This is a genomic window from Mesobacillus maritimus (assembly GCF_044803185.1).
In the GTDB taxonomy this organism is placed as follows: domain Bacteria; phylum Bacillota; class Bacilli; order Bacillales; family Cytobacillaceae; genus Mesobacillus_B; species Mesobacillus_B maritimus_B.
The window spans coordinates 244,757-266,843 of record NZ_CP085225.1 but is presented as its reverse complement, the minus strand read 5'-3'; the positions used below and the strand labels follow the sequence as shown (position 1 = coordinate 266,843).

The 22,087-nt window shown below is 42.9% G+C and carries 12 protein-coding genes, 3 rRNA genes and 3 riboswitches; all 15 genes read right to left on the bottom strand.

What is annotated here, in order from left to right; all coding sequences use genetic code 11:
- Nucleotides 1-15: 15 nt before the first annotated feature.
- The 15 genes from purB to LG336_RS01360 all read right to left on the bottom strand — a co-directional run bounded on the left by purB (nt 16) and on the right by LG336_RS01360 (nt 21,639).
- A complete protein-coding gene (gene purB, locus LG336_RS01430; protein WP_404330803.1) occupies nt 16-1,308 on the bottom strand; it encodes an adenylosuccinate lyase in 1,293 nt (430 codons plus the stop codon).
- A 48-nt stretch (nt 1,309-1,356) separates the two neighbouring features.
- Nucleotides 1,357-2,517 (bottom strand): 5-(carboxyamino)imidazole ribonucleotide synthase, encoded by a 1,161-nt coding sequence (gene purK / locus LG336_RS01425; RefSeq protein ID WP_404330802.1) that lies wholly within the window; start codon nt 2,515-2,517, stop codon nt 1,357-1,359.
- Nucleotides 2,501-2,989 (bottom strand): 5-(carboxyamino)imidazole ribonucleotide mutase, encoded by a 489-nt coding sequence (gene purE / locus LG336_RS01420; protein ID WP_404330801.1) that lies wholly within the window; start codon nt 2,987-2,989, stop codon nt 2,501-2,503. Before purE ends, purK begins: the two co-directional genes overlap by 17 nt.
- Nucleotides 2,990-3,133: 144 nt before the next feature.
- A riboswitch (purine riboswitch) is annotated at nt 3,134-3,235 on the bottom strand.
- 100 nt (nt 3,236-3,335) lie between these two features.
- Nucleotides 3,336-3,542, bottom strand: a complete 207-nt coding sequence (locus tag LG336_RS01415) for an NETI motif-containing protein (RefSeq protein WP_404330800.1) — start codon at nt 3,540-3,542, stop codon at nt 3,336-3,338.
- Nucleotides 3,529-4,083, bottom strand: coding sequence for a DUF2179 domain-containing protein (locus tag LG336_RS01410; protein WP_404330799.1), 555 nt, complete (start codon nt 4,081-4,083; stop codon nt 3,529-3,531). Before LG336_RS01410 ends, LG336_RS01415 begins: the two co-directional genes overlap by 14 nt.
- Nucleotides 4,084-4,894: 811 nt before the next feature.
- A 5S ribosomal RNA gene (rrf, locus tag LG336_RS01405) occupies nt 4,895-5,010 on the bottom strand.
- 102 nt (nt 5,011-5,112) lie between these two features.
- Nucleotides 5,113-8,049 (bottom strand): 23S ribosomal RNA (locus LG336_RS01400).
- Nucleotides 8,050-8,301: 252 nt separating this feature from the next.
- Nucleotides 8,302-9,852, bottom strand: a 16S ribosomal RNA gene (locus LG336_RS01395).
- The 16S, 23S and 5S rRNA genes sit together here, the layout of an rRNA operon.
- A gap of 334 nt (nt 9,853-10,186) precedes the next feature.
- Nucleotides 10,187-12,259 (bottom strand): glucose-specific PTS transporter subunit IIBC, encoded by a 2,073-nt coding sequence (gene ptsG, locus LG336_RS01390; protein WP_404330798.1) that lies wholly within the window; start codon nt 12,257-12,259, stop codon nt 10,187-10,189.
- A 202-nt stretch (nt 12,260-12,461) separates the two neighbouring features.
- A complete protein-coding gene (glcT, locus tag LG336_RS01385; RefSeq protein WP_404330797.1) occupies nt 12,462-13,304 on the bottom strand; it encodes a glucose PTS transporter transcription antiterminator GlcT in 843 nt (280 codons plus the stop codon).
- Nucleotides 13,305-13,515: 211 nt separating this feature from the next.
- A complete protein-coding gene (locus tag LG336_RS01380; RefSeq protein WP_404330796.1) occupies nt 13,516-14,844 on the bottom strand; it encodes an NCS2 family permease in 1,329 nt (442 codons plus the stop codon).
- A 128-nt stretch (nt 14,845-14,972) separates the two neighbouring features.
- Nucleotides 14,973-15,074: riboswitch (purine riboswitch) on the bottom strand.
- 103 nt (nt 15,075-15,177) lie between these two features.
- Entirely contained in the window at nt 15,178-16,731 is a 1,554-nt protein-coding gene (guaA, locus tag LG336_RS01375) for a glutamine-hydrolyzing GMP synthase (protein WP_404330795.1), read from the bottom strand.
- 404 nt (nt 16,732-17,135) lie between these two features.
- Nucleotides 17,136-17,237, bottom strand: a riboswitch (purine riboswitch).
- Between the two features lie 32 nt (nt 17,238-17,269).
- Nucleotides 17,270-19,474, bottom strand: coding sequence for a DUF4129 domain-containing transglutaminase family protein (locus LG336_RS01370; RefSeq protein ID WP_404330794.1), 2,205 nt, complete (start codon nt 19,472-19,474; stop codon nt 17,270-17,272).
- The gene (locus LG336_RS01365; protein ID WP_404330793.1) at nt 19,471-20,685 is read right to left on the bottom strand and encodes a DUF58 domain-containing protein; all 1,215 of its coding nucleotides are present in this window, start codon (nt 20,683-20,685) and stop codon (nt 19,471-19,473) included. The genes LG336_RS01370 and LG336_RS01365 overlap by 4 nt, the downstream gene beginning before the upstream one ends.
- Nucleotides 20,686-21,639: an AAA family ATPase gene (locus LG336_RS01360; RefSeq protein WP_404330792.1), complete on the bottom strand. Its 954-nt coding sequence runs from the start codon at nt 21,637-21,639 to the stop codon at nt 20,686-20,688.
- Nucleotides 21,640-22,087 lie beyond the last annotated feature (448 nt).

Sequence of the window (22,087 nt, the reverse complement as noted above, 5' to 3'; positions counted from 1 at the left end):
TTCTCATTTTTATTTTTACAAACCAAGTCTTTCAAAAATGGTGTCAACATGCTTCAAATGATAGTTATAGTCAAAGCAGTCATCGATTTCTTCTGTATTTAGGAGTGCTGTAATCTTCTCATCACTTTCCACTAAGCCTCGGAAAGCTACCTGCTTCTCCCAAGCTTCCATCGCTCTAGGCTGAACTGTATCGTAAGCTTCCTCACGTGCCATTCCCTTATCAATCAGCGCTAGCAGTACACGTTGAGAGTAAATAAGTCCGAGGGTACGATCCATATTGCGCTTCATGTTTTCTGGATAGACCGTTAAGTTTTTAATAATGTTTGCAAAACGGTTTAACATGTAGTTAAGTGCAATCGTCGCATCCGGTAAGATGATTCGTTCCGCTGATGAATGTGAGATATCTCGTTCATGCCAAAGTGGAACATTTTCGTAGGCTGTCAACATGTGACCACGGATTACTCTAGCCAATCCTGTCATATTTTCAGAACCAATTGGATTACGCTTATGTGGCATGGCCGAAGAACCTTTTTGACCCTTAGCAAAGTATTCTTCTACTTCACGTGTTTCACTCTTTTGTAGTCCGCGAACTTCCACAGCGAACTTTTCAATCGAAGTCGCTACTAACGCAAGCGTCGACATGTAATGTGCATGACGGTCACGCTGCAAGGTTTGTGTCGAAATTGGCGCAGCTTTTAAGCCGAGTTTTTCACATACATATTGCTCAACAAATGGGTTAATATTCGCATAGGTCCCTACCGCTCCAGAGATCTTTCCAAATTCTACTCCATCCGCTGCTTGCTTAAAACGCTCAAGGTTTCGCTTCATTTCCTCATACCAAAGGGCAAGCTTTAATCCGAAAGTAGTTGGCTCGGCATGAACACCATGAGTACGCCCCATCATCACCGTGTATTTATGGTCTTGCGCTTTTTGTTTTAAAATCTCAACAAAGTTTTCAATATCCTTTAGTAAAATCTGATTGGCTTGCTTTAATAGATAAGATAAAGCTGTATCTACAACATCTGTTGACGTTAAGCCATAGTGAACCCACTTGCGCTCATCACCAAGGGTCTCAGAAACTGCTCTTGTAAAGGCTACAACATCATGTCTAGTTTCTGCTTCAATCTCTTGAATGCGATTCACGTCAAAGCTAGCGTTTTCTCTTATTTTTTCTACATCTTCTTTTGGGATATCCCCAAGTTCGGACCAAGCCTCACACGCAAGAATTTCAACCTCTAGCCATGCTTGAAATCGATTTTCTTCTGTCCAAATAGCACCCATTTCAGGTCTTGTATAACGATCTATCATTGATTTTTGTCCCCCGTTCTTTTTCTACTCCTTAGTATTGTATCCTAGTTAGGTGAGATTACCGCTCTCAATCTCTACAGGATGCCAAATTCCGCTCTCCTCTGCTTCCTGAATCCCTTGTTCTACAGTTTCTCTTAGGAGAGTAACATGGCCCATTTTCCGGTGTAGCTTTGCTTCCTTTTTACCATACAAGTGAATTTTCCAGTCTTTAAGCCCTGGAATTTCTTCTAAAAGCCTAGCCTGATGTTCCCCTAAAACATTGACCATCACAACTGGTTTTAATATATCCGTACGAGCTAGCGGCCAGTTGGCAATGGCCCGAATATGCTGCTCAAACTGCGAGGTTTCACAGGCTTCAATGGTGTAATGCCCCGAGTTATGTGGTCGTGGAGCCAATTCATTAATATATATTTTTCCATCCCTCGTGACAAACATTTCCACAGCCAACGTTCCGACTAAGTGAAAGGAGTTAGCAAGCTTTTGTGCTTCTTGAATCGCTCTTGCTTCTACTTCCTTGCTAATTCTAGCTGGAACAATCGTTTGATGCAGGATATTATTTCGATGGATATTTTCTGCTACAGGAAAAACCGCTACTTCTCCTTGAGGATTTCTCGTTATGATGACCGAAATTTCTTTTTCAAATTCAATCCATTTCTCTAAAACACATCTTCCCTGCTCAACTAATGCTTCAGCTTTTAACAAATCATCGGGATGTTGGATGACGACTTGCCCTTTCCCGTCATACCCACCACGAGCCGTTTTTAGTACGGCTGGTAATCCGGTATCACTGATACTTAAGTGAACATGCTCAATATCCTCAATGACCGCAAATGGCGCAACCTCAACGCCTGCTGATTGAATCGCTCTTTTTTCAAGAACACGGTCTTGAGTCATTTTTAAAAGGTTGGTTCCCTGTGGGACATAAGCATGTTTTGCTAGCCAATCAAGGTTTTCTGCATGAATATTTTCAAATTCATAAGTGATGACATCACTTTTTTGTGCAAGCTGTTCGATTGCTCGAAGATCGTCATATGCCCCAATAATTTGCTCATCAGCCACTTGACCGCAGGGGCAGTCGGGAACAGGATCAAGAACAACAACTCGAAAGCCCATTGCTTTCGCTGCTAGTGCCATCATTTTCCCCAGTTGTCCTCCACCAATGATTCCGATTGTTTGACCCGGTAAAATGGTTTTAATCAAGTTCTTCACTACTTTCCAAGACTGCCTTTTTCGTTTCTTCTCTCAGAGTTTCCAGCCTTCCAGCGATTCTTTCGTCAAAAGCCGCTAAGATTTGTGCCGCCAAAAGTCCTGCGTTTTTTGCTCCTGCTGTTCCAATAGCCACGGTTGCGACTGGAACACCTCCTGGCATTTGCACGATGGATAATAAAGAATCCAAGCCATTCAATGCCTTTGATTGAACAGGAACTCCAATAACCGGCAAGGTCGTCTTCGCTGCCACCATTCCAGGAAGATGGGCCGCCCCACCTGCACCTGCAATAATCACCTTTAAGCCTGCCTCCCGAGCTTTTTCAGCAAAGTCAAACATTAAATCAGGTGTTCGATGTGCCGATACAACTTTTTTTATAAAAGGGATATCTAGTTGTTCAAGAATCTCACAAGAAAACTTCATTGTTTCCCAGTCCGATTTACTCCCCATAATTACACCAACTGACGGTCTCATGGTTTCATCCCCTGTTCTTTTTTTATGAAAAATAAAAACCCAGACAGTATCTGCTTCTCTTAAATTGAAGAGAAAGCAGTCTGTCCGGGTCTCATGATGACAAAGAAACCATACCTAATGCCGGTACGTTTCTTTCCCTTCCCTAAAGAAACTACTTTCCCTCATAGTCTAATGATTTACGGTCATTAGGTAGAAACTCATGGGCCATATCCCCAATATTATACGAAGGAAAAAATTTAATTTTTATTTAATGACACCTACATTTTAACAACAAAAAACCACCTTTGTCAATCAATAATCGAACGATAACTAGATGTTTAGTGCTATTGTTCGTATTTTGACTAAGTTATGCGTCGATGGGTTTCGCTTCGAAAATAATTTGTCTCCCTGCCGGTTCATAGTCGATTTCACCATTTTTCATTATTTCCTTAAATATTGGCTTCTCCAGCCTTCGAGTTGGGGTATAGCCTTCTTTGCTTATCCTGTCTAAACACTCGCTTAACGTTTCGTTTTCATTCACTTCATATAATCTCTTTTTATTATTCTTTTTCATTCTTAAATAACTTTCCTTTCCTTACATTCTTAACCCAGAATCCACCATGAATGGATTTAGGCTCATAGGCAATAATGAATGCCTTCGGGTCTTGTTCTTTTATTTGGTCATATAGCTTTAGTTCAAATTTTCTGGGGGTCAGAATCTGCATCGCCATACGGTCCCCTTCAAGTCCGTGTGCCGCCCAGCTCGTCACCCCATAGCCCTGCCCGCGAAGGGTTTTTGGTAGATCGCGATCGTATTCCTTCGTGATGACGTTAACCATAATATAACCTAGTGCTAACTTATCCTCAATCTTCATCCCTACAATAACACCAATTCCATAGCCAGCAGCATAAGCAATTAAATTTTGTATCTGATCTAGATTATCTAAAACAAGCCCAAGACCAACCACATAAATGACTACTTCTACCGTGCTAATTGCTGCAGCCATATAGCGTTGACCTTTTAAGGTCAAGATCATCCTAATCGTAAAAAAAGAGACATATACGATGTTTATGACAAGAATGATTGTAATCATGACTAAACCATTTTCAAGCATGTTCATTTCCTCCCTACAACAGTGGTGAAACTTAAGGTTAGTCTTTACTTCTTTGTAGGGATTAAAACTAAGGTGGGTTCGGTTAGAATGAGTTGGGTTGACGGGAACTGTTTTATATCCTTAAACTAATACATGATAAAGTAAAGATGACCTATTTTTAGATAAAAGCACAAAAAAGAACAGCCGATAATCATAAGAGTTCCGTTTCGTTTCTTATCACAAACATTAAAAATAAAACTTAAAATGAGTGCCAATTTGCATAGGAAAATGCACCCAAATTGTAGGGTACAACAGCCATTGTCCCCCGACAATTTCACCCTCAATTTCATATGGAAATTATTTTACAAAAAATATATAGAAAAAAAATGTATAGAAAAAAGTACGTTATAGGTAGATATTTATGATGTTAAACTTAAAAACGGACAGATTTCTTCAGCTGTGGAGACCCCTTCATCTGGAAGGCTTCCTGTAGAGCATCTAAATGAGGCTCATATAGCTTTTTTGAAACATAAGAAGTCTTATCCTTAACTGAGTAACCAGGGATATTTAAAATAAGGGGAGATTTTCCCGTTAAGGTGCAAAATAGAGCTCGTTCCGGGGGATATAGAGGGAGATTTTCCGCTTATGCCATGCAAAATTGCCTATTTTCACATTTTTTGGGTCAATAGGAGAAATTTCTCCCTCTATTTAAGCTATTTTCAGTGCTAATTTCTAATTAAGAGAAATTTCTCCGCTTATTTAGTTCTCGACTGATACAAAGTCCTTGCGGACATATAACAAAAAAACAACCAACAATGGTTGTTTTCATTTTGCCTGGCAACGTCCTACTCTCACAGGGGGAAACCCCCAACTACCATCGGCGCTGAGAAGCTTAACTTCCGTGTTCGGCATGGGAACGGGTGTGACCTTCTCGCTATCGCCACCAGACTATTTAATTAAAGGGTAGATATTTTGCTGTCGCAAAAATCTTTGTTCCCTCAAAACTAGATAATGTGTAAGAAGTAAAAGCAAACTATTTGTATCAATAAATTGGTTAAGTCCTCGATCGATTAGTATCAGTCAGCTCCACACGTCACCGCGCTTCCACCTCTGACCTATCAACCTGATCATCTTTCAGGGATCTTACTAGCTTGACGCTATGGGAAATCTCATCTTGAGGGGGGCTTCATGCTTAGATGCTTTCAGCACTTATCCCGTCCGCACATAGCTACCCAGCGATGCCTTTGGCAAGACAACTGGTACACCAGCGGTGCGTCCATCCCGGTCCTCTCGTACTAAGGACAGCTCCTCTCAAATTTCCTGCGCCCACGACGGATAGGGACCGAACTGTCTCACGACGTTCTGAACCCAGCTCGCGTACCGCTTTAATGGGCGAACAGCCCAACCCTTGGGACCGACTACAGCCCCAGGATGCGATGAGCCGACATCGAGGTGCCAAACCTCCCCGTCGATGTGGACTCTTGGGGGAGATAAGCCTGTTATCCCCGGGGTAGCTTTTATCCGTTGAGCGATGGCCCTTCCATGCGGAACCACCGGATCACTAAGCCCGACTTTCGTCCCTGCTCGACTTGTAGGTCTCGCAGTCAAGCTCCCTTGTGCCTTTACACTCTGCGAATGATTTCCAACCATTCTGAGGGAACCTTTGGGCGCCTCCGTTACATTTTAGGAGGCGACCGCCCCAGTCAAACTGCCCACCTGACACTGTCTCCCACCCCGATCAGGGGTGCGGGTTAGAATTTCAATACAGCCAGGGTAGTATCCCACCGACGCCTCCACCGAAGCTGGCGCTCCGGCTTCCAAGGCTCCTACCTATCCTGTACAAGCTGTACCAAAATTCAATATCAGGCTGCAGTAAAGCTCCACGGGGTCTTTCCGTCCTGTCGCGGGTAACCTGCATCTTCACAGGTACTATAATTTCACCGAGTCTCTCGTTGAGACAGTGCCCAGATCGTTACGCCTTTCGTGCGGGTCGGAACTTACCCGACAAGGAATTTCGCTACCTTAGGACCGTTATAGTTACGGCCGCCGTTTACTGGGGCTTCGATTCAAAGCTTCGCGTGAGCTAACCTCTCCTCTTAACCTTCCAGCACCGGGCAGGCGTCAGCCCCTATACTTCGCCTTGCGGCTTCGCAGAGACCTGTGTTTTTGCTAAACAGTCGCCTGGGCCTATTCACTGCGGCTTTTCAAGGCTTTAACACCCTAAAAAGCACCCCTTCTCCCGAAGTTACGGGGTCATTTTGCCGAGTTCCTTAACGAGAGTTCTCTCGCTCACCTTAGGATTCTCTCCTCGCCTACCTGTGTCGGTTTGCGGTACGGGCACCTTTTATCTCGCTAGAGGCTTTTCTTGGCAGTGTGGAATCAGGAACTTCGGTACTATATTTCCCTCGCTATCACAGCTCAGCCTTCACGGTAACGGGATTTGCCTCGTTACCAGCCTAACTGCTTAGACGCACATATCCAGCAGTGCGCTTACCCTATCCTCCTGCGTCCCCCCATTGCTCAAACGATAAAGAGGTGGTACAGGAATATCAACCTGTTGTCCATCGCCTACGCCTTTCGGCCTCGGCTTAGGTCCCGACTAACCCTGAGAGGACGAGCCTTCCTCAGGAAACCTTAGGCATACGGTGGATGGGATTCTCACCCATCTTTCGCTACTCATACCGGCATTCTCACTTCTAAGCGCTCCACCAGTCCTTACGGTCTAGCTTCAACGCCCTTAGAACGCTCTCCTACCGCGGACATCGTAAGATGTCCACCCACAGCTTCGGTGATACGTTTAGCCCCGGTACATTTTCGGCGCAGAGTCACTCGACCAGTGAGCTATTACGCACTCTTTAAATGGTGGCTGCTTCTAAGCCAACATCCTGGTTGTCTAAGCAACTCCACATCCTTTTCCACTTAACGTATACTTTGGGACCTTAGCTGGTGGTCTGGGCTGTTTCCCTCTTGACTACGGATCTTATCACTCGCAGTCTGACTCCCACGGATAAGTCATTGGCATTCGGAGTTTGTCTGAATTCGGTAACCCGATGAGGGCCCCTAGTCCAAACAGTGCTCTACCTCCAAGACTCTCACTTCGTGAGGCTAGCCCTAAAGCTATTTCGGAGAGAACCAGCTATCTCCAGGTTCGATTGGAATTTCTCCGCTACCCACACCTCATCCCCGCACTTTTCAACGTGCGTGGGTTCGGGCCTCCAGTAGGTGTTACCCTACCTTCACCCTGGACATGGGTAGATCACCTGGTTTCGGGTCTACAACCACATACTTATTCGCCCTATTCAGACTCGCTTTCGCTGCGGCTCCGTCTTCTCGACTTAACCTTGCATGTAATCGTAACTCGCCGGTTCATTCTACAAAAGGCACGCCATCACTCATTAATGAGCTCTGACTACTTGTAGGCACACGGTTTCAGGATCTCTTTCACTCCCCTTCCGGGGTGCTTTTCACCTTTCCCTCACGGTACTGGTTCACTATCGGTCACTAGGGAGTATTTAGCCTTGGGAGATGGTCCTCCCAGCTTCCGACGGGATTTCACGTGTCCCGCCGTACTCAGGATCCACTCAGGAGGGAACGAAGTTTCAACTACAGGGTTTTTACCTTCTCTGACGGGCCTTTCCAGACCACTTCATTTACCCCGTTCCTTTGTAACTCCATGTTGAGTGTCCTACAACCCCAGAAGGCAAGCCTTCTGGTTTGGGCTAATCCCGTTTCGCTCGCCGCTACTCAGGGAATCGCATTTGCTTTCTCTTCCTCCGGGTACTTAGATGTTTCAGTTCCCCGGGTCTGCCTTCAATACCCTATGTATTCAGGTAAAGATACTGTTCCATTACGAACAGTGGGTTTCCCCATTCGGAAATCTCCGGATCAAAGCTTACTTACAGCTCCCCGAAGCATATCGGTGTTAGTCCCGTCCTTCATCGGCTCCTAGTGCCAAGGCATCCACCGTGCGCCCTTTCTAACTTAACCTATGGACGAATTTATTCGTCTCTATAAGACAATCATGTCTTTGGTTTCTCTTTTTATTAAAAGAGAGAAAAATTAAAAAAGCGATACAAATGTGTGTTTTACTTTTGCCTTCTTACTTACGATTATCTAGTTTTCAAGGAACAAATTAAAAAGCTTTGAGAGAATTGCACTCTCAAAACTAAACAAACAAGCAGTCAAACATTACGAATCGAAAGATTCGCATTCCGAATGCCCTTACGGCATTATCCTTAGAAAGGAGGTGATCCAGCCGCACCTTCCGATACGGCTACCTTGTTACGACTTCACCCCAATCATCTGTCCCACCTTAGGCGGCTGGCCCCTAAAAGGTTACCCCACCGACTTCGGGTGTTACAAACTCTCGTGGTGTGACGGGCGGTGTGTACAAGGCCCGGGAACGTATTCACCGCGGCATGCTGATCCGCGATTACTAGCGATTCCGGCTTCATGCAGGCGAGTTGCAGCCTGCAATCCGAACTGAGAATAGATTTATGGGATTTGCTTGACCTCGCGGCTTCGCTGCCCTTTGTTCTATCCATTGTAGCACGTGTGTAGCCCAGGTCATAAGGGGCATGATGATTTGACGTCATCCCCACCTTCCTCCGGTTTGTCACCGGCAGTCTCCTTAGAGTGCCCAACTGAATGCTGGCAACTAAGGACAAGGGTTGCGCTCGTTGCGGGACTTAACCCAACATCTCACGACACGAGCTGACGACAACCATGCACCACCTGTCACTCTGTCCCCCGAAGGGGAACGCTCTGTCTCCAGAGTTGTCAGAGGATGTCAAGACCTGGTAAGGTTCTTCGCGTTGCTTCGAATTAAACCACATGCTCCACCGCTTGTGCGGGCCCCCGTCAATTCCTTTGAGTTTCAGCCTTGCGGCCGTACTCCCCAGGCGGAGTGCTTAATGCGTTTGCTGCAGCACTAAAGGGCGGAAACCCTCTAACACTTAGCACTCATCGTTTACGGCGTGGACTACCAGGGTATCTAATCCTGTTCGCTCCCCACGCTTTCGCGCCTCAGCGTCAGTTACAGACCAGAGAGTCGCCTTCGCCACTGGTGTTCCTCCACATCTCTACGCATTTCACCGCTACACGTGGAATTCCACTCTCCTCTTCTGCACTCAAGTCCCCCAGTTTCCAATGACCCTCCACGGTTGAGCCGTGGGCTTTCACATCAGACTTAAAGGACCGCCTGCGCGCGCTTTACGCCCAATAATTCCGGACAACGCTTGCCACCTACGTATTACCGCGGCTGCTGGCACGTAGTTAGCCGTGGCTTTCTGGTTAGGTACCGTCAAGGTACCGGCAGTTACTCCGGTACTTGTTCTTCCCTAACAACAGAGCTTTACGACCCGAAGGCCTTCATCGCTCACGCGGCGTTGCTCCGTCAGACTTTCGTCCATTGCGGAAGATTCCCTACTGCTGCCTCCCGTAGGAGTCTGGGCCGTGTCTCAGTCCCAGTGTGGCCGATCACCCTCTCAGGTCGGCTACGCATCGTGGCCTTGGTGAGCCGTTACCTCACCAACTAGCTAATGCGCCGCGGGCCCATCTGTAAGTGACAGCCGAAACCGTCTTTCAGCATTCCCTCACGCGAGGGAATGAATTATCCGGTATTAGCCCCGGTTTCCCGGAGTTATCCCAGTCTTACAGGCAGGTTGCCCACGTGTTACTCACCCGTCCGCCGCTAATCTTTGGGAGCAAGCTCCCTCAGATTCGCTCGACTTGCATGTATTAGGCACGCCGCCAGCGTTCGTCCTGAGCCAGGATCAAACTCTCCAATAAAGAGTGAGTGATTAGCTCATAAAATAAAACGTTGGCTCATGTTCTTCTATAATAGAAGTCATGAATAAATATTGTTTGTTGACGCTTGTTTGTTTAGTTTTCAAAGAGCAATTTAGGTTGTCGTTGTTAGCGACTTTATAAATATATCACGGTTGATAGTGACTGTCAACAACTTTCTACATCCTTTATGTCGTTAAACTGTCTCACCCAATCACAACATGTAATTCGCTGCGACTGCTTAAATATAATATCACCTGCAATCCAAAGAGTCAACTAAGTTTAGCAGATATTTTTTTTAAAAAAACAGGCCCCTGAATTCAGGAGCCTGCCTTCCTTACCCTTTTGTAATTTCAATGATGCTTTCTTCCGCCAATTCAACATTACCTTGTTTCTTGAGTGTGACACTTTCACCCTCAGAAAGATTAGTAAACACTATCGGAGTGATAATGGACGTTGCATTCTTTTTAATGAAGTCTAAGTCGACCTTCAATAAAGGCTGACCCTTTTCAACTTTATCGTTTTCGCCAACTAAGGTTTCAAACCCTTCTCCTTTAAGGTTAACCGTATCAATCCCAACATGAATTAATATTTCACGGCCCGTATCAGAAAGGATTCCTAACGCGTGCTTTGTTGGGAACAGGTTCACTATTTTACCGTCAACAGGAGAAACAACAACCCCTTCAGATGGAATGATCGCAAAGCCATCGCCCATCATTTTCCCTGAGAATACTGCATCTGGAACATCCGTAATTGGTTTGATTTCTCCTTTAATAGGTGAGGTAAAGGATGTCTTAGCATCATCGTGATGATGTTCAGTCTGTAATGCTTCTGGATTTACTTCTTCAATTTGTTGTTCAACCTCTAATTCTTGTTTTGTTTCAGCTGGACGAGGTCTCTTACCTTTTATAATATCTTGCATTTGACCCTTAATCGTTTCAGAACGTGGTCCAAAGATAGCCTGAATATTATTCCCAACCTCTAATACACCCGCTGCGCCTAATTTTTTCAACTGATCTTTATCCACTTGCTTAATATCATTTACGGATACACGAAGACGAGTAATACACGCATCAAGGTGAGCGATATTTGATTGTCCACCCATTGCTTCAAGAACATTATACGGAAGATCTCCAGCTTGTCCTTTAGTACCTTCTGCTTCTTCTTCCACTTCCTCACGACCTGGTGTCATTAGGTTGAATTTGCGAATAGCAAAACGGAAACCAAAGTAATAAATAACAGCAAATACTAGCCCAACTGGAATAACCAACCAAGCATTTGTCTGTGGATTAATTAACCCAAATAGAACATAGTCAATTAAACCACCAGAGAATGTCATCCCAATTTTAACGTTTAAAATGTGCATGGTCATGAAAGATAAACCAGCAAAAATCGCATGAACTCCGAATAAAACTGGTGCAACAAACAAGAATGAGAACTCAAGTGGTTCCGTAATCCCTGTTAAGAAGGATGTTAGTGCAGCGGATACCATTAAACCACCGACAACAACCTTACGCTCAGGACGTGCTTCATGATAAATAGCAAGCGCAGCCGCTGGAAGACCAAACATCATGAACGGGAATTTACCTGTCATGAATGTACCAGCTGTTAATTCCTGAATATTATCTGTAATCTGCGCCATGAAAATCCGTTGATCTCCACGTACTACATCCCCAGCTAATGTTGTATATTGACCAAACTCATACCAGAATGGAGAATAGAAAATATGGTGCAAACCAAATGGAATTAACGAACGCTCAATTACACCAAAGACAAATGCTGATAAAGTTAAATTTGCATGTACCATGTTTTGTGAAAAGGCATTTAATCCATTTTGAATTGGTGGCCAAACGATTAACATTGCAAGACCTAAAAGAATCGCCGTTGCCGCTGTAATAATAGGAACAAAACGTTTTCCGGCAAAGAAACCTAAATAGGATGGCAATTCAATCTCAAAGAACTTGTTATACATTGATGCTGCTAATATACCAACTATAATCCCGCCAAATACTCCCGTTTGTAGAGTAGGGATACCTAGGATATTGGCGTAGTTTAGTCCATTAACATCCTCAGGTGTAAGCCCCAAGACCGCACCCATTGTCACGTTCATAATAAGGTATCCGATAATCGCAGCTAGACCGGCTACCCCTTCTCCACCAGCAAGACCTACCGCGACACCAACAGCAAACAATAAGGGCAAGTTACTAAAGACAATGTCCCCTGCTCTTTGCATAACGGTTGCGACCAAATCAACACCACTGTTATCTAAAAATGGAGCTAATTCTATTAAAGCTGGGTTTCTAAGCGCAGCTCCGAGTGCCAGTAAAATACCTGCTGCAGGTAAAAGAGCAACCGGAAGCATTAGCGCTTTACCGACTTTTTGCAAGACGCCAAAAGCATTTTTAAACATTTTAAATCCTCCTTGTAGGTTTGTAACTCATAAAGCTTTAACAAAAAGAGCAAATAAAAAAGGCATGAGCAAGAAAACAATTAAAGGAAGTTATGGGTAATGTCCCCTTGTTCAGGGTAGTCTATTCCCCTAGTAACTTCACTTAACTATCTTCTTTACTCATGCCTGATCGAATCAGTAACACGTAAAAAAGTTATGATGGCTATTTGACTTTTTTTTGGAGCCGTTGCAAATGCATTGTTAGATAAACGGCTTCTGCGTCGAAAACAGGTGTTTTCAACGTTTGTTGCATGACTTTAATGAGTTTCCATGAGAGATTATAGCACAGCGGGTATTCTTCTTTCAATAGGGAAGTAATCTTTTCTGGTTCTTCTACTTTCTCTCCACTTTTTACACGTTCGATGGCAAAACGCAGATGTCGGACAAGCCTCATATAATCGATTCCCTCTTTATCAATGGTAGTTTCAAGTTGTTCCTCAATCATATTGACCAAACTTGTGACAAGTTGGGAATGCTGGTTGATTTCTGAGAGCTGTTTATTTGAAATGGCACTATGGATATGGAGAGCAATAAAACCTGCCTCTCCCTCCGGTAACTGCACCTGCATTTTCTCCCTGAATAACTCAAGTACCTCTATCGCAATATTATATTCTACCGGATATAAAGTTTTTGTCTCAATTAAAAACGGATTCCGAATTTCCATCCCTTGAGATAATCGGGTAATTGTAAATAATAAATGGTCCGTTAAAGCTACGTGTATGTGCTCGCTCAAACCTTCATCCGTTCTTCTTTTAATCAAGTCTATCGCCGAAATAATTGCTTTTTGAAGATTATCCTCTAAATAAGGAATCAATTTAATATAATTTTTCTGTTCTTTCTCATCTTTTAATACATAGAGTTTCTCAGCATTCTCAGACGCAATCTCCTCATTTGGCTTGCGATTAAACCCAATTCCTTTTCCAATCAATACGACTTCCCCGTATTCAAGGTCTGAGGCAATGAGGACATTATTATTTAACACTTTGTTAATTACTAAATTAGACATAATCAATCCCTCTTCTATAGAACCTGGGCATAATAGTTTATAGTATAGGAAGCCCTATTGAGAAGTCAATTGGAAAACTGAACCGCTTCCAAATGAGGTGCTGTGTTACCTTGACTGTTAATCTCTATCCCAAACAATAAAGAAACTATAAACTTTAACACAGATAATCGAAAAAAGGATTCAGCTTTTATGAGCTGAATCCTTTGAAGTTTTAAGCTAAAAATATAAAGTACAGTATAAAAATGATGAATAAAAGATACATGACTGGGTGAATCTGTTTAGCCCGACCTTTGATAATCATCGTAATAGGGTAGAAAATGAATCCAGCAGCTATTCCTGTTGCAATACTATAGGAAAGCGGCATAATAATGATCGTTAAAAAGGCAGGAACAGCAATTTCAAATCGAGACCAATCAATCTTTCCTAATGAAGATACCATTAGAACACCGACAATAATTAAAGCTGGAGCTGTAACAGGCGACGTAATGACCGATAATACCGGGAAGAAAAACATAGCTAGCAAGAAAAATCCTGCTGTAACAACTGAAGCAAAACCTGTTCTAGCACCCGCAGCCACACCTGATGAAGATTCAACATAGGATGTTACAGTGGATGTTCCAAGGATTGAGCCTACAATCGTTGCTGTTGAATCGGCCGCTAAAGCTTTTCCGGCTCTTGGAAGTTTATTGTCTTTCATCATACCCGCTTGGTTAGCCACTCCTACAAGTGTACCAGCTGTATCAAAGAAATCGACAAACATGAAAGTCAGGATTGTTGCTAACATTGTTGTTGTATAAAAAGATGGATCACCAAAGGCTGAGAAAAGCGCTCCAAAAGTCGGCTCTATACTTGGTACTGGTCCAACTACACTTTCAGGAGTTTGGATCAGATTGAATATCATTCCTACAATAACCGTAATGACTATTCCGAAAAATACCGCACCATTTACTCCACGAGTCATCATAATGACTGTTACGATCAGACCAAAGATGGCCAATAAAGTGTTAGGGTTTGATAAATCTCCTAGCGCCACAAAGGTTGCCGGGTCACTTACAATTAACTCAGCATTTTTAAGACCTATAAACGTAATAAATAGTCCAATCCCCGCACTGACTGCATACTTTAACTCTCCTGGAATCGCATTAATAATTTTTTCACGCAAGCCTGAAAAGGTTAATACTAAGAAGAAAATCCCTGAAACAAAAACAGCTGCTAGACCATGCTGCCATGGAGCTCCACTTCCTAAAACAATCGTATAAGCGAAGAAAGCATTTAAGCCCATCCCTGGTGCGAGTGCAATTGGATACTTCGCCCAAATCCCCATAATGAGTGAACCTAAAGCGGCAGATAAAGCTGTAGCTACAAACACCGCTCCTGCATCCATCCGCATTGCATCTGGTAAGTCCGGGACATCCGCTAATGTTAAGATCAATGGGTTTACAACCAAAATATACGCCATCGCCAGGAAGGTCGTCATCCCACCGATGAATTCACGACGATAGTTTGTACCTAATTCCTCAAACTGAAAGTACTTTTTCATTTTATTTCCCCCTGATTGGTATTCTAATCGTCTTTTATTTTTTGTAATTAACCCAAAAGAAAAACGCTCCGAAAGAACCGGAGCGTTGACTAATAGCTGTGAAACAGGGAATACACAATAGACATACAGTCCCTGATCACAATCTGCGTAGTCAAGCTCTTTACGGTAGCTCGGTAGAAACTTTTGGGCCATATCCCCAACATTATACGACGATATTGTGGTTATTTATTAAATTCATCTTTATTTTAACAGGTAATTCGACCTAGGTCAATAAAAAAGACGAACATTATTAAATGTTCGTCACTAATTGTTCGTATAAATGTTTTTTCTCTTCTACTCCCACTCAATCGTTGCTGGTGGTTTGCTAGTGATATCATAAACAACGCGATTAATATGCTGCACTTCGTTTACAATCCTTGTTGATATTTTCTCGAGTACGTCCCAAGGAATTCTTGCCCAGTCCGATGTCATGCCATCGATTGAAGTAACGGCACGGATTCCAATTGTGTAATCATACGTTCTGGCATCCCCCATCACCCCAACACTGCGGATGTCCGGTAAAACAGTAAAGTATTGCCACACTTCACGTTCAAGGCCAGCCTTTCTAATCTCTTCTCTTAAAATAGCATCCGATTCGCGGACAATTTCAAGCTTTTCTTCGGAAATAGCCCCTAAGACACGGATTCCAAGGCCTGGACCTGGAAAAGGTTGACGCCAAACAATTTCGTCCGGAATCCCTAGTTCAGTACCAAGAGCTCTCACTTCGTCCTTAAACAGCGTGTTCAATGGCTCAATCAATTTAAACTGCATATCTTCAGGTAAACCACCAACATTGTGATGTGATTTTATTGTTTGTGCGGTTGCCGTACCACTTTCGATAATATCGGTATACAATGTCCCTTGCGCTAAGAAATCAATTCCTTTTAGCTTAGTAGCTTCATCATCAAATACATAGATAAATTCGTTACCAATGATTTTGCGCTTCTTCTCTGGATCCGAGACTCCTTCTAACTTACTAAGAAAACGATCCTTAGCATCAACTTTAATGACATTCATATTAAAACCTTCAGCGAATGTCTTCATAACCCCTTCTGCCTCATCCTTGCGAAGCAGGCCATGGTCAACGAAAATACATGTTAGTTGGTCACCTATTGCTTTGTGAATCAGAACCGCGACCACTGAGGAATCCACGCCACCGCTTAGAGCACAGAGGACCTTTTTATCGCCGACCTCTTGACGGATTTTCTCCATTTCAATTTCAATAAAATTTTGCATCGACCAATCACCGGTACAGTCGCACACTTTAAAAACGAAGTTGTTCAACAAGTTATTTCCATAAACAGAATGCTGTACTTCTGGATGGAATTGGACAGCGTATAATTTTCGGTCCTCATCACTCATGGCCGAAATTGGACAAGAAGGATTAACACCATCAATTCTGAATCCAGGAGGTGCCTCGGTAACCAAATCACCATGACTCATCCATACAGTTTGTTCAACTGGAGTATCTTGGAATATTGTACTAACATGGTCTAATGTCAACAAAGCTTTTCCATATTCACGATTGGTTGCTGGTTCTACTTTGCCTCCGAAGTGCTTTGTCATGAGCTGCATTCCATAGCAAATTCCCAATATCGGCAAACCTAGCTCAAAAATCTCTTCATCGCAACGGAACGAACCCTCATCGTAAACACTATTTGGGCCACCGGAGAAAATAATCCCTTTAGGGTTCAACTTTTTGATTTCAGCTGCTGTAATTGTATGGGGATGAAGTTCACTATAGACCCCAAACTCTCTAATTCTTCTCGTAATCAGTTGGTTGTATTGACTACCAAAGTCTAAGACGACAATCATTTCCTGATTCTGTAATTCCAATTTGTTTGACAAAGTCGGTCACCCCAATTAGTTAAGTTAAAATCTCCTACAGTTAAGTACAAAAGCGCAAGCGTCTTGGTCAGCCCCGACAGGCATAAGACGAGCCGGCCAGAAGGTTGTTCTTTAACCTTCTTGACGGATTGTCTGAAATGTGGAGGCGACTGTACAGGGACGACAAGCATAAGACGCGCCCTGCAAGAAGGTGTTCTTTACCTTCATGCAGGGAGTGGCTTATGTCTCGAGGCCCTAGGAGCCGCAACTAGACAATCTTATGACCCGAGGGGCTAGGCGCTGGAGCTGGATGCAGACAACATTTACGGTTAACCACACCCAGTACATTTATATATTTTCCGCAAAACTAATAAAAAAAACTAGAACCCTTCCTCATCATACGACAAAGGCAGAATTCTAGTTACTAAAACACGCTCTGCCTTCATAGTCAAATCATTTACGGTGATTTGGTAGAAACTTTCGATCCATATTATCGAGTATATACGAAGGAAAACCTATTAAATTACTAAAACATTGTACCAATATATTAATTTTCAGGTCAAGTAGCTATTTTTTTCATCAATTCTTCCCATACTTCTTTCGTTTCTAACCATGTACCTTCTTTTAATTTACCACGATACAAAAATTGTTCATACTGGTCTGTTAAAACCCTCATTTCTCTTCCTACCAGTTGAGAATCTACTTCTCGAGCGTACTCTCTTAATGTTTGACCAGATTTTCGCTTTAACCCGAAACGTTCGAGTTGGGCTAATAAAGCCAGATAGGCAGATGGAAAATGCTTATCCTCTTTTTGCGATTTAAAAATAAAAATATAATAGAAAGGAAGCCATTTCCCTCGGGTAAAATAAACTCCTATTATTAGGATAAAAGCGATTAGGATGATAATCCCCTTATGTTGGGCCTTAAAAAAGCTCCCTAGATCCCCCATCTTATTGCTTATATTATTTGTAAAAGTAGACGATCTTCCCGCCTCTTGTAATTCCGGCCGCTCTTGTGTAGGTGCAATTGTCTCTTGAACTTCTTCTTCGAATTCCACCTGGGGAACTGTGTTTGTCTCTGAGCGGAACGCGATATTGTTAGAGAAGCCCTTTGTTGGTTCGAAAGGAACCCAGCCTACTTCAGGGAAATAGACTTCAACCCAGGAATGGGCATGATTATTAGTTACCTCATACATGCGATTTCCCGAATCAAGGACCTTGACGTAGTCACCAGAGGTATAGCCCTTGACCCATCTTGTTGGAATATCAAGCGTCCTTAATAAGACGGCCATCGAAGTAGAAAAATTATCACAATAGCCTCGCTTTGTTTCAAACAAAAATTGAGCTACATAATCCTCTCCTTCTTCTGGAACCTCTACATTAACCTGATCATATACAAACCCGTTGCTTTGAAAATAATTCTCAACCGCATCTACTTTATCAAACCAGTTCTCCTTGCCTTCTGTAATTTCCAAAGCCAATTCTCTTACACTAGCGGGTAAGTCTTCAGGCAGCTGAGTATAGTTTTTTATAATATAGTTTGTAAAGTACTCATCTTCAGAAGGTTTACCATTTTGTAATGTCTCCACTTGGAAGGAAGGCACCTTGTACTGAACAGTGTAAGAAGAAGGAGCTTCAGCTTCAAAGTCTTTAAAGGAGGAAATCCTTTCGGTTAGAGGATTTAGCCTATACAAGTATAAGTCTTCTGTTTCCAACTTCACAACACCGTGAGGATATTGAATATGTCCATAATCAAGTTGATTATAGACCTTACTTGTTTTCGCATCTTCAGGGTCTTCTGAATAAAAGGATGTTATTTGAATAGGAGAACCATTACTAAAATCAATAAAGGCATTTTCATTAAATGACTCTGGTACAAGTACATTCCACCCCTTACCAGTGTAAAGATCCTTTGTTTCTACCTTCCAGTAGTGGCGTTGTTCCACCTCTGCCCTGAACACAACCGTATTATCCCCCACAAACGGACCACCTAAATTCGAATCATCACTCCCATACCCCGCTCGCCTCGCACCAGCTCCTCCATTTCCATTCTCTCCCATTAAGAAAGCAGGAACTGGGTCTGGCCAAATTGGTTCTGACTTTGGGGATGTATATCCGATCAAGGCACTGCCAGCAACCATAACAGCAAGTGGAATCATCCATTTTCTAGTAGGGAGATAGTTCATTCGGATGTTTTCCTTCTCAACCAACCGATAAAACGTTAGCATCCCCATTATTGTAAATCCAACAATCACACTTCTTACAAGGGCCATATCCCCCTTATACGGAGTAAAGGTATCAAGTACCGTAATAAAAACGATTGTCATAAAAAAGAAGATTAAGATTCGCCTAGTTTTAAGTAGCCAATAGTGGATAAGATAAGCCATAATCCAAAGAAGAATAAAGAATAAGAACGTACGGAACGGGTTGGATAAGGTAATAAAATCCCCATTCCAAACTAAACCTAGATTCCTAATTACGTCTGTAAAAAAAGAACGAATCCATGAGAGATTAAAAACGGATCCCTCATAGTAAACAAACTGAATTTGATACAGGATATAGACCATTTTGATTGTCCATTTTAAAAGCGTCGGTACTTTTAGAAAGGCTAGTAGGAGAGCTATGATAACAAACCCTAAAAATACTCCAAGGTTTCCTGTATCTGTAAGTTGTCCTACAGGTCTTAACCACTCCCAAAGCAAGAAAAAGGATAAAATGTAAAGGAGAAAAGTGGCAAAGTTCTTTGGACCCTTTTTCGAACTCATCCTCCACTCACCTCCGAAATCGTCTCTGCAAAGTGACCTTCCTGCATATGCGTAACATGTATCCCCTTAGCACGTGCTACACTGAGTAAACGATGTTCTTCCTTACTAACTACGTCGTGTTTGCCTTTAATTAAAAATATGACATTGTTCCCAGTTCTGCTTGCATTAAAGGCTAAATGATCAATTAACTTATCAGTCAGTTTTGCTGTTACAAGCATGATTGTGTTATTTTGACTATTTAAATCTTCCCTTACAAGCACCTGATCAAAGGGAATGGTACATCCACTTTGGATTTTTGCTAGCTGGTAAAAAAGCTGCCTATGCTGATTCTGTCCACCTCTAATTTGGGAACGAAACCGTTCTTCACTACTAGCAAGTAGCCCTATTTGCCCCCCTTTTTTTAGGATGGACCTAATCATAGATGCTGAGAAGGTAACGATCCCTTCAAAGTGTGGGTCGGGTGTACAATCCACCACCAGTAACACCGCCTGCGACTTCCTTTGTTCAAACTCTTTCGTCATAAAGTCATTCCGCTTTGCTGTTGCCTTCCAGTTAATCCAAGAAAAGCGGTCACCCGGTTGGTATTCACGAACACCGACTGACATAGTCGTATCACGGTGAACTTGATCATTTGAAGTAGCAGTACCCTGGTCGAACTGGCTATTTTTTGGATTGAACAGCATTTCCTCGTAGGCAGGATAGACAATTATTTTATCCTCAAGCGGGATATAGTGCTCTTTCTCAATAATTCCAAACAAATCCCCCGTTTTAATCCGTATCCCTTTCAAGACATGCTCTCCTCTATTAAGCTTGTCTATGGAGTATGGAACATGAAGCTCTTTCCTAAACCAAGGAAATATTAGTTTCTTTCCCTGTGTTTGTTCTCCAGTTAAGGAAATGGTTCCATTCACCCGTTCTTCAACAATGAGATAGAAAAGCGGAAATGGAAATTTTCTTTTAAGAGTTAGATTTACCGTGACTCTCTCTCCAAAGTTAAAGACCTTATGATTAAACTCCCTCTTTCCTAAAAAATCAGCTAGAGGATAGAAGGCAAGACAAAAAGAGTAAAGTGCAAATGGCAAAAAGCTATAAAAAAGAAACCAACTGCCAAATCCACCTTCGAACATCGCATACGAGAAAGTTAGGGTACTGAATAACAACAGGAGGATCAACTTCCAGACTTCCTTCACCTTCTGAGATAGTTGTCTCATTTACTTCACTAGCCTTTGTATCGGTACTGGGACTGAAGATAAGACTTCATTTACAACATCCTCTGTAGAGATACCTTCGTACCGGGATTCTGACTTTAAAATAATTCTGTGGGAAAAGACAAATGGGGCTAAATATTGGATATCATCAGGGAGAACATAATCCCTTCCTCTTATAAAAGCTAGGGCTTGGGCCGTTTTCATCAAGGCAATCGACCCACGTGGGCTGACTCCCAGATAGACTTTAGGATGGGAACGGGTTTCAGTTGTAAGGTTCACAATATAACGTCTAATCGAAGAATCTACATAGACCTCCATCATCTCTTTTTGTAATTGTTGAAGCTCAAATAGATCAATAACAGGCTCTAACTCATCGATTGGCGGAACCTTTTGTGCCCTATTTAACACTTCAATTTCCTCGTTTACCGTTGGGTAACCCATTTTCATTTTAAGTAGAAATCGATCTAACTGTGCTTCCGGAAGCGGATAGGTCCCTTCATACTCGATAGGGTTTTGGGTTGCCATAACAAAAAATGGCTTTTCAAGCCTATGGGTAACTCCATCGACCGTAACAGAGTTTTCTTCCATCCCCTCTAGGAGCGCTGACTGAGTTTTGGGTGAGGTTCTATTAATTTCATCTGCGAGAATAATATTCCCCATAATGGGACCCGGACGAAATTGGAATTCCATTTCCTTCGGATTGTAGATTGAAACCCCCGTAACATCTGAAGGAAGCAAATCCGGAGTAAACTGTATCCGTCGGAGTTGAGCACTGATTGATTTTGCCAATGCGCGGACCATCATCGTCTTCCCTACTCCTGGTACATCTTCAAGAAGAACATGTCCACCGGAAAGCAGTGCCACAAGACTCAATTCAGCCACATCGCGCTTTCCTGTCATTACTTTATCGATATTCTCTAATATTCTTTCGATTGCAGGGTTGATTTGAGTACTCAATTCTGTTCCTCCCCTAACGTTTATATAAAATAGCTTTAAGGTTATAATTTTTTTCTCTTTAATTATACGCCATTTTCGTTATTTTCTGTTAAATTAACCATAAACTAGAATAATAATTTTTGAAAATAAAATGCCTTTCCTTAAACAAACCCGATGTTAAACGTGGGTGTTGATTTCCGCTCCAGGCACGAGCGGTTCGCGGGCAGTCCGGGAGCCTGGCCAGCTCCGGCACCTAGCCCCTCGAGTCGCTTCAGTCCGGCAGTTGAAGTCAAAAAACGACTTCATCTGCCGGACCTCCAGCGCTTGTCGGGGCTGAACAAGGCGCATCCGCTTTTCTATCTCCTCGTCGCTCTGCTCCTGCGGGGTTAATTGGTCCCTCACGTGGACCAATTCAACCTAGGTCTCCCTTGGACTTGCACTCCCGCAGGACACTGAATTACATCGTTGA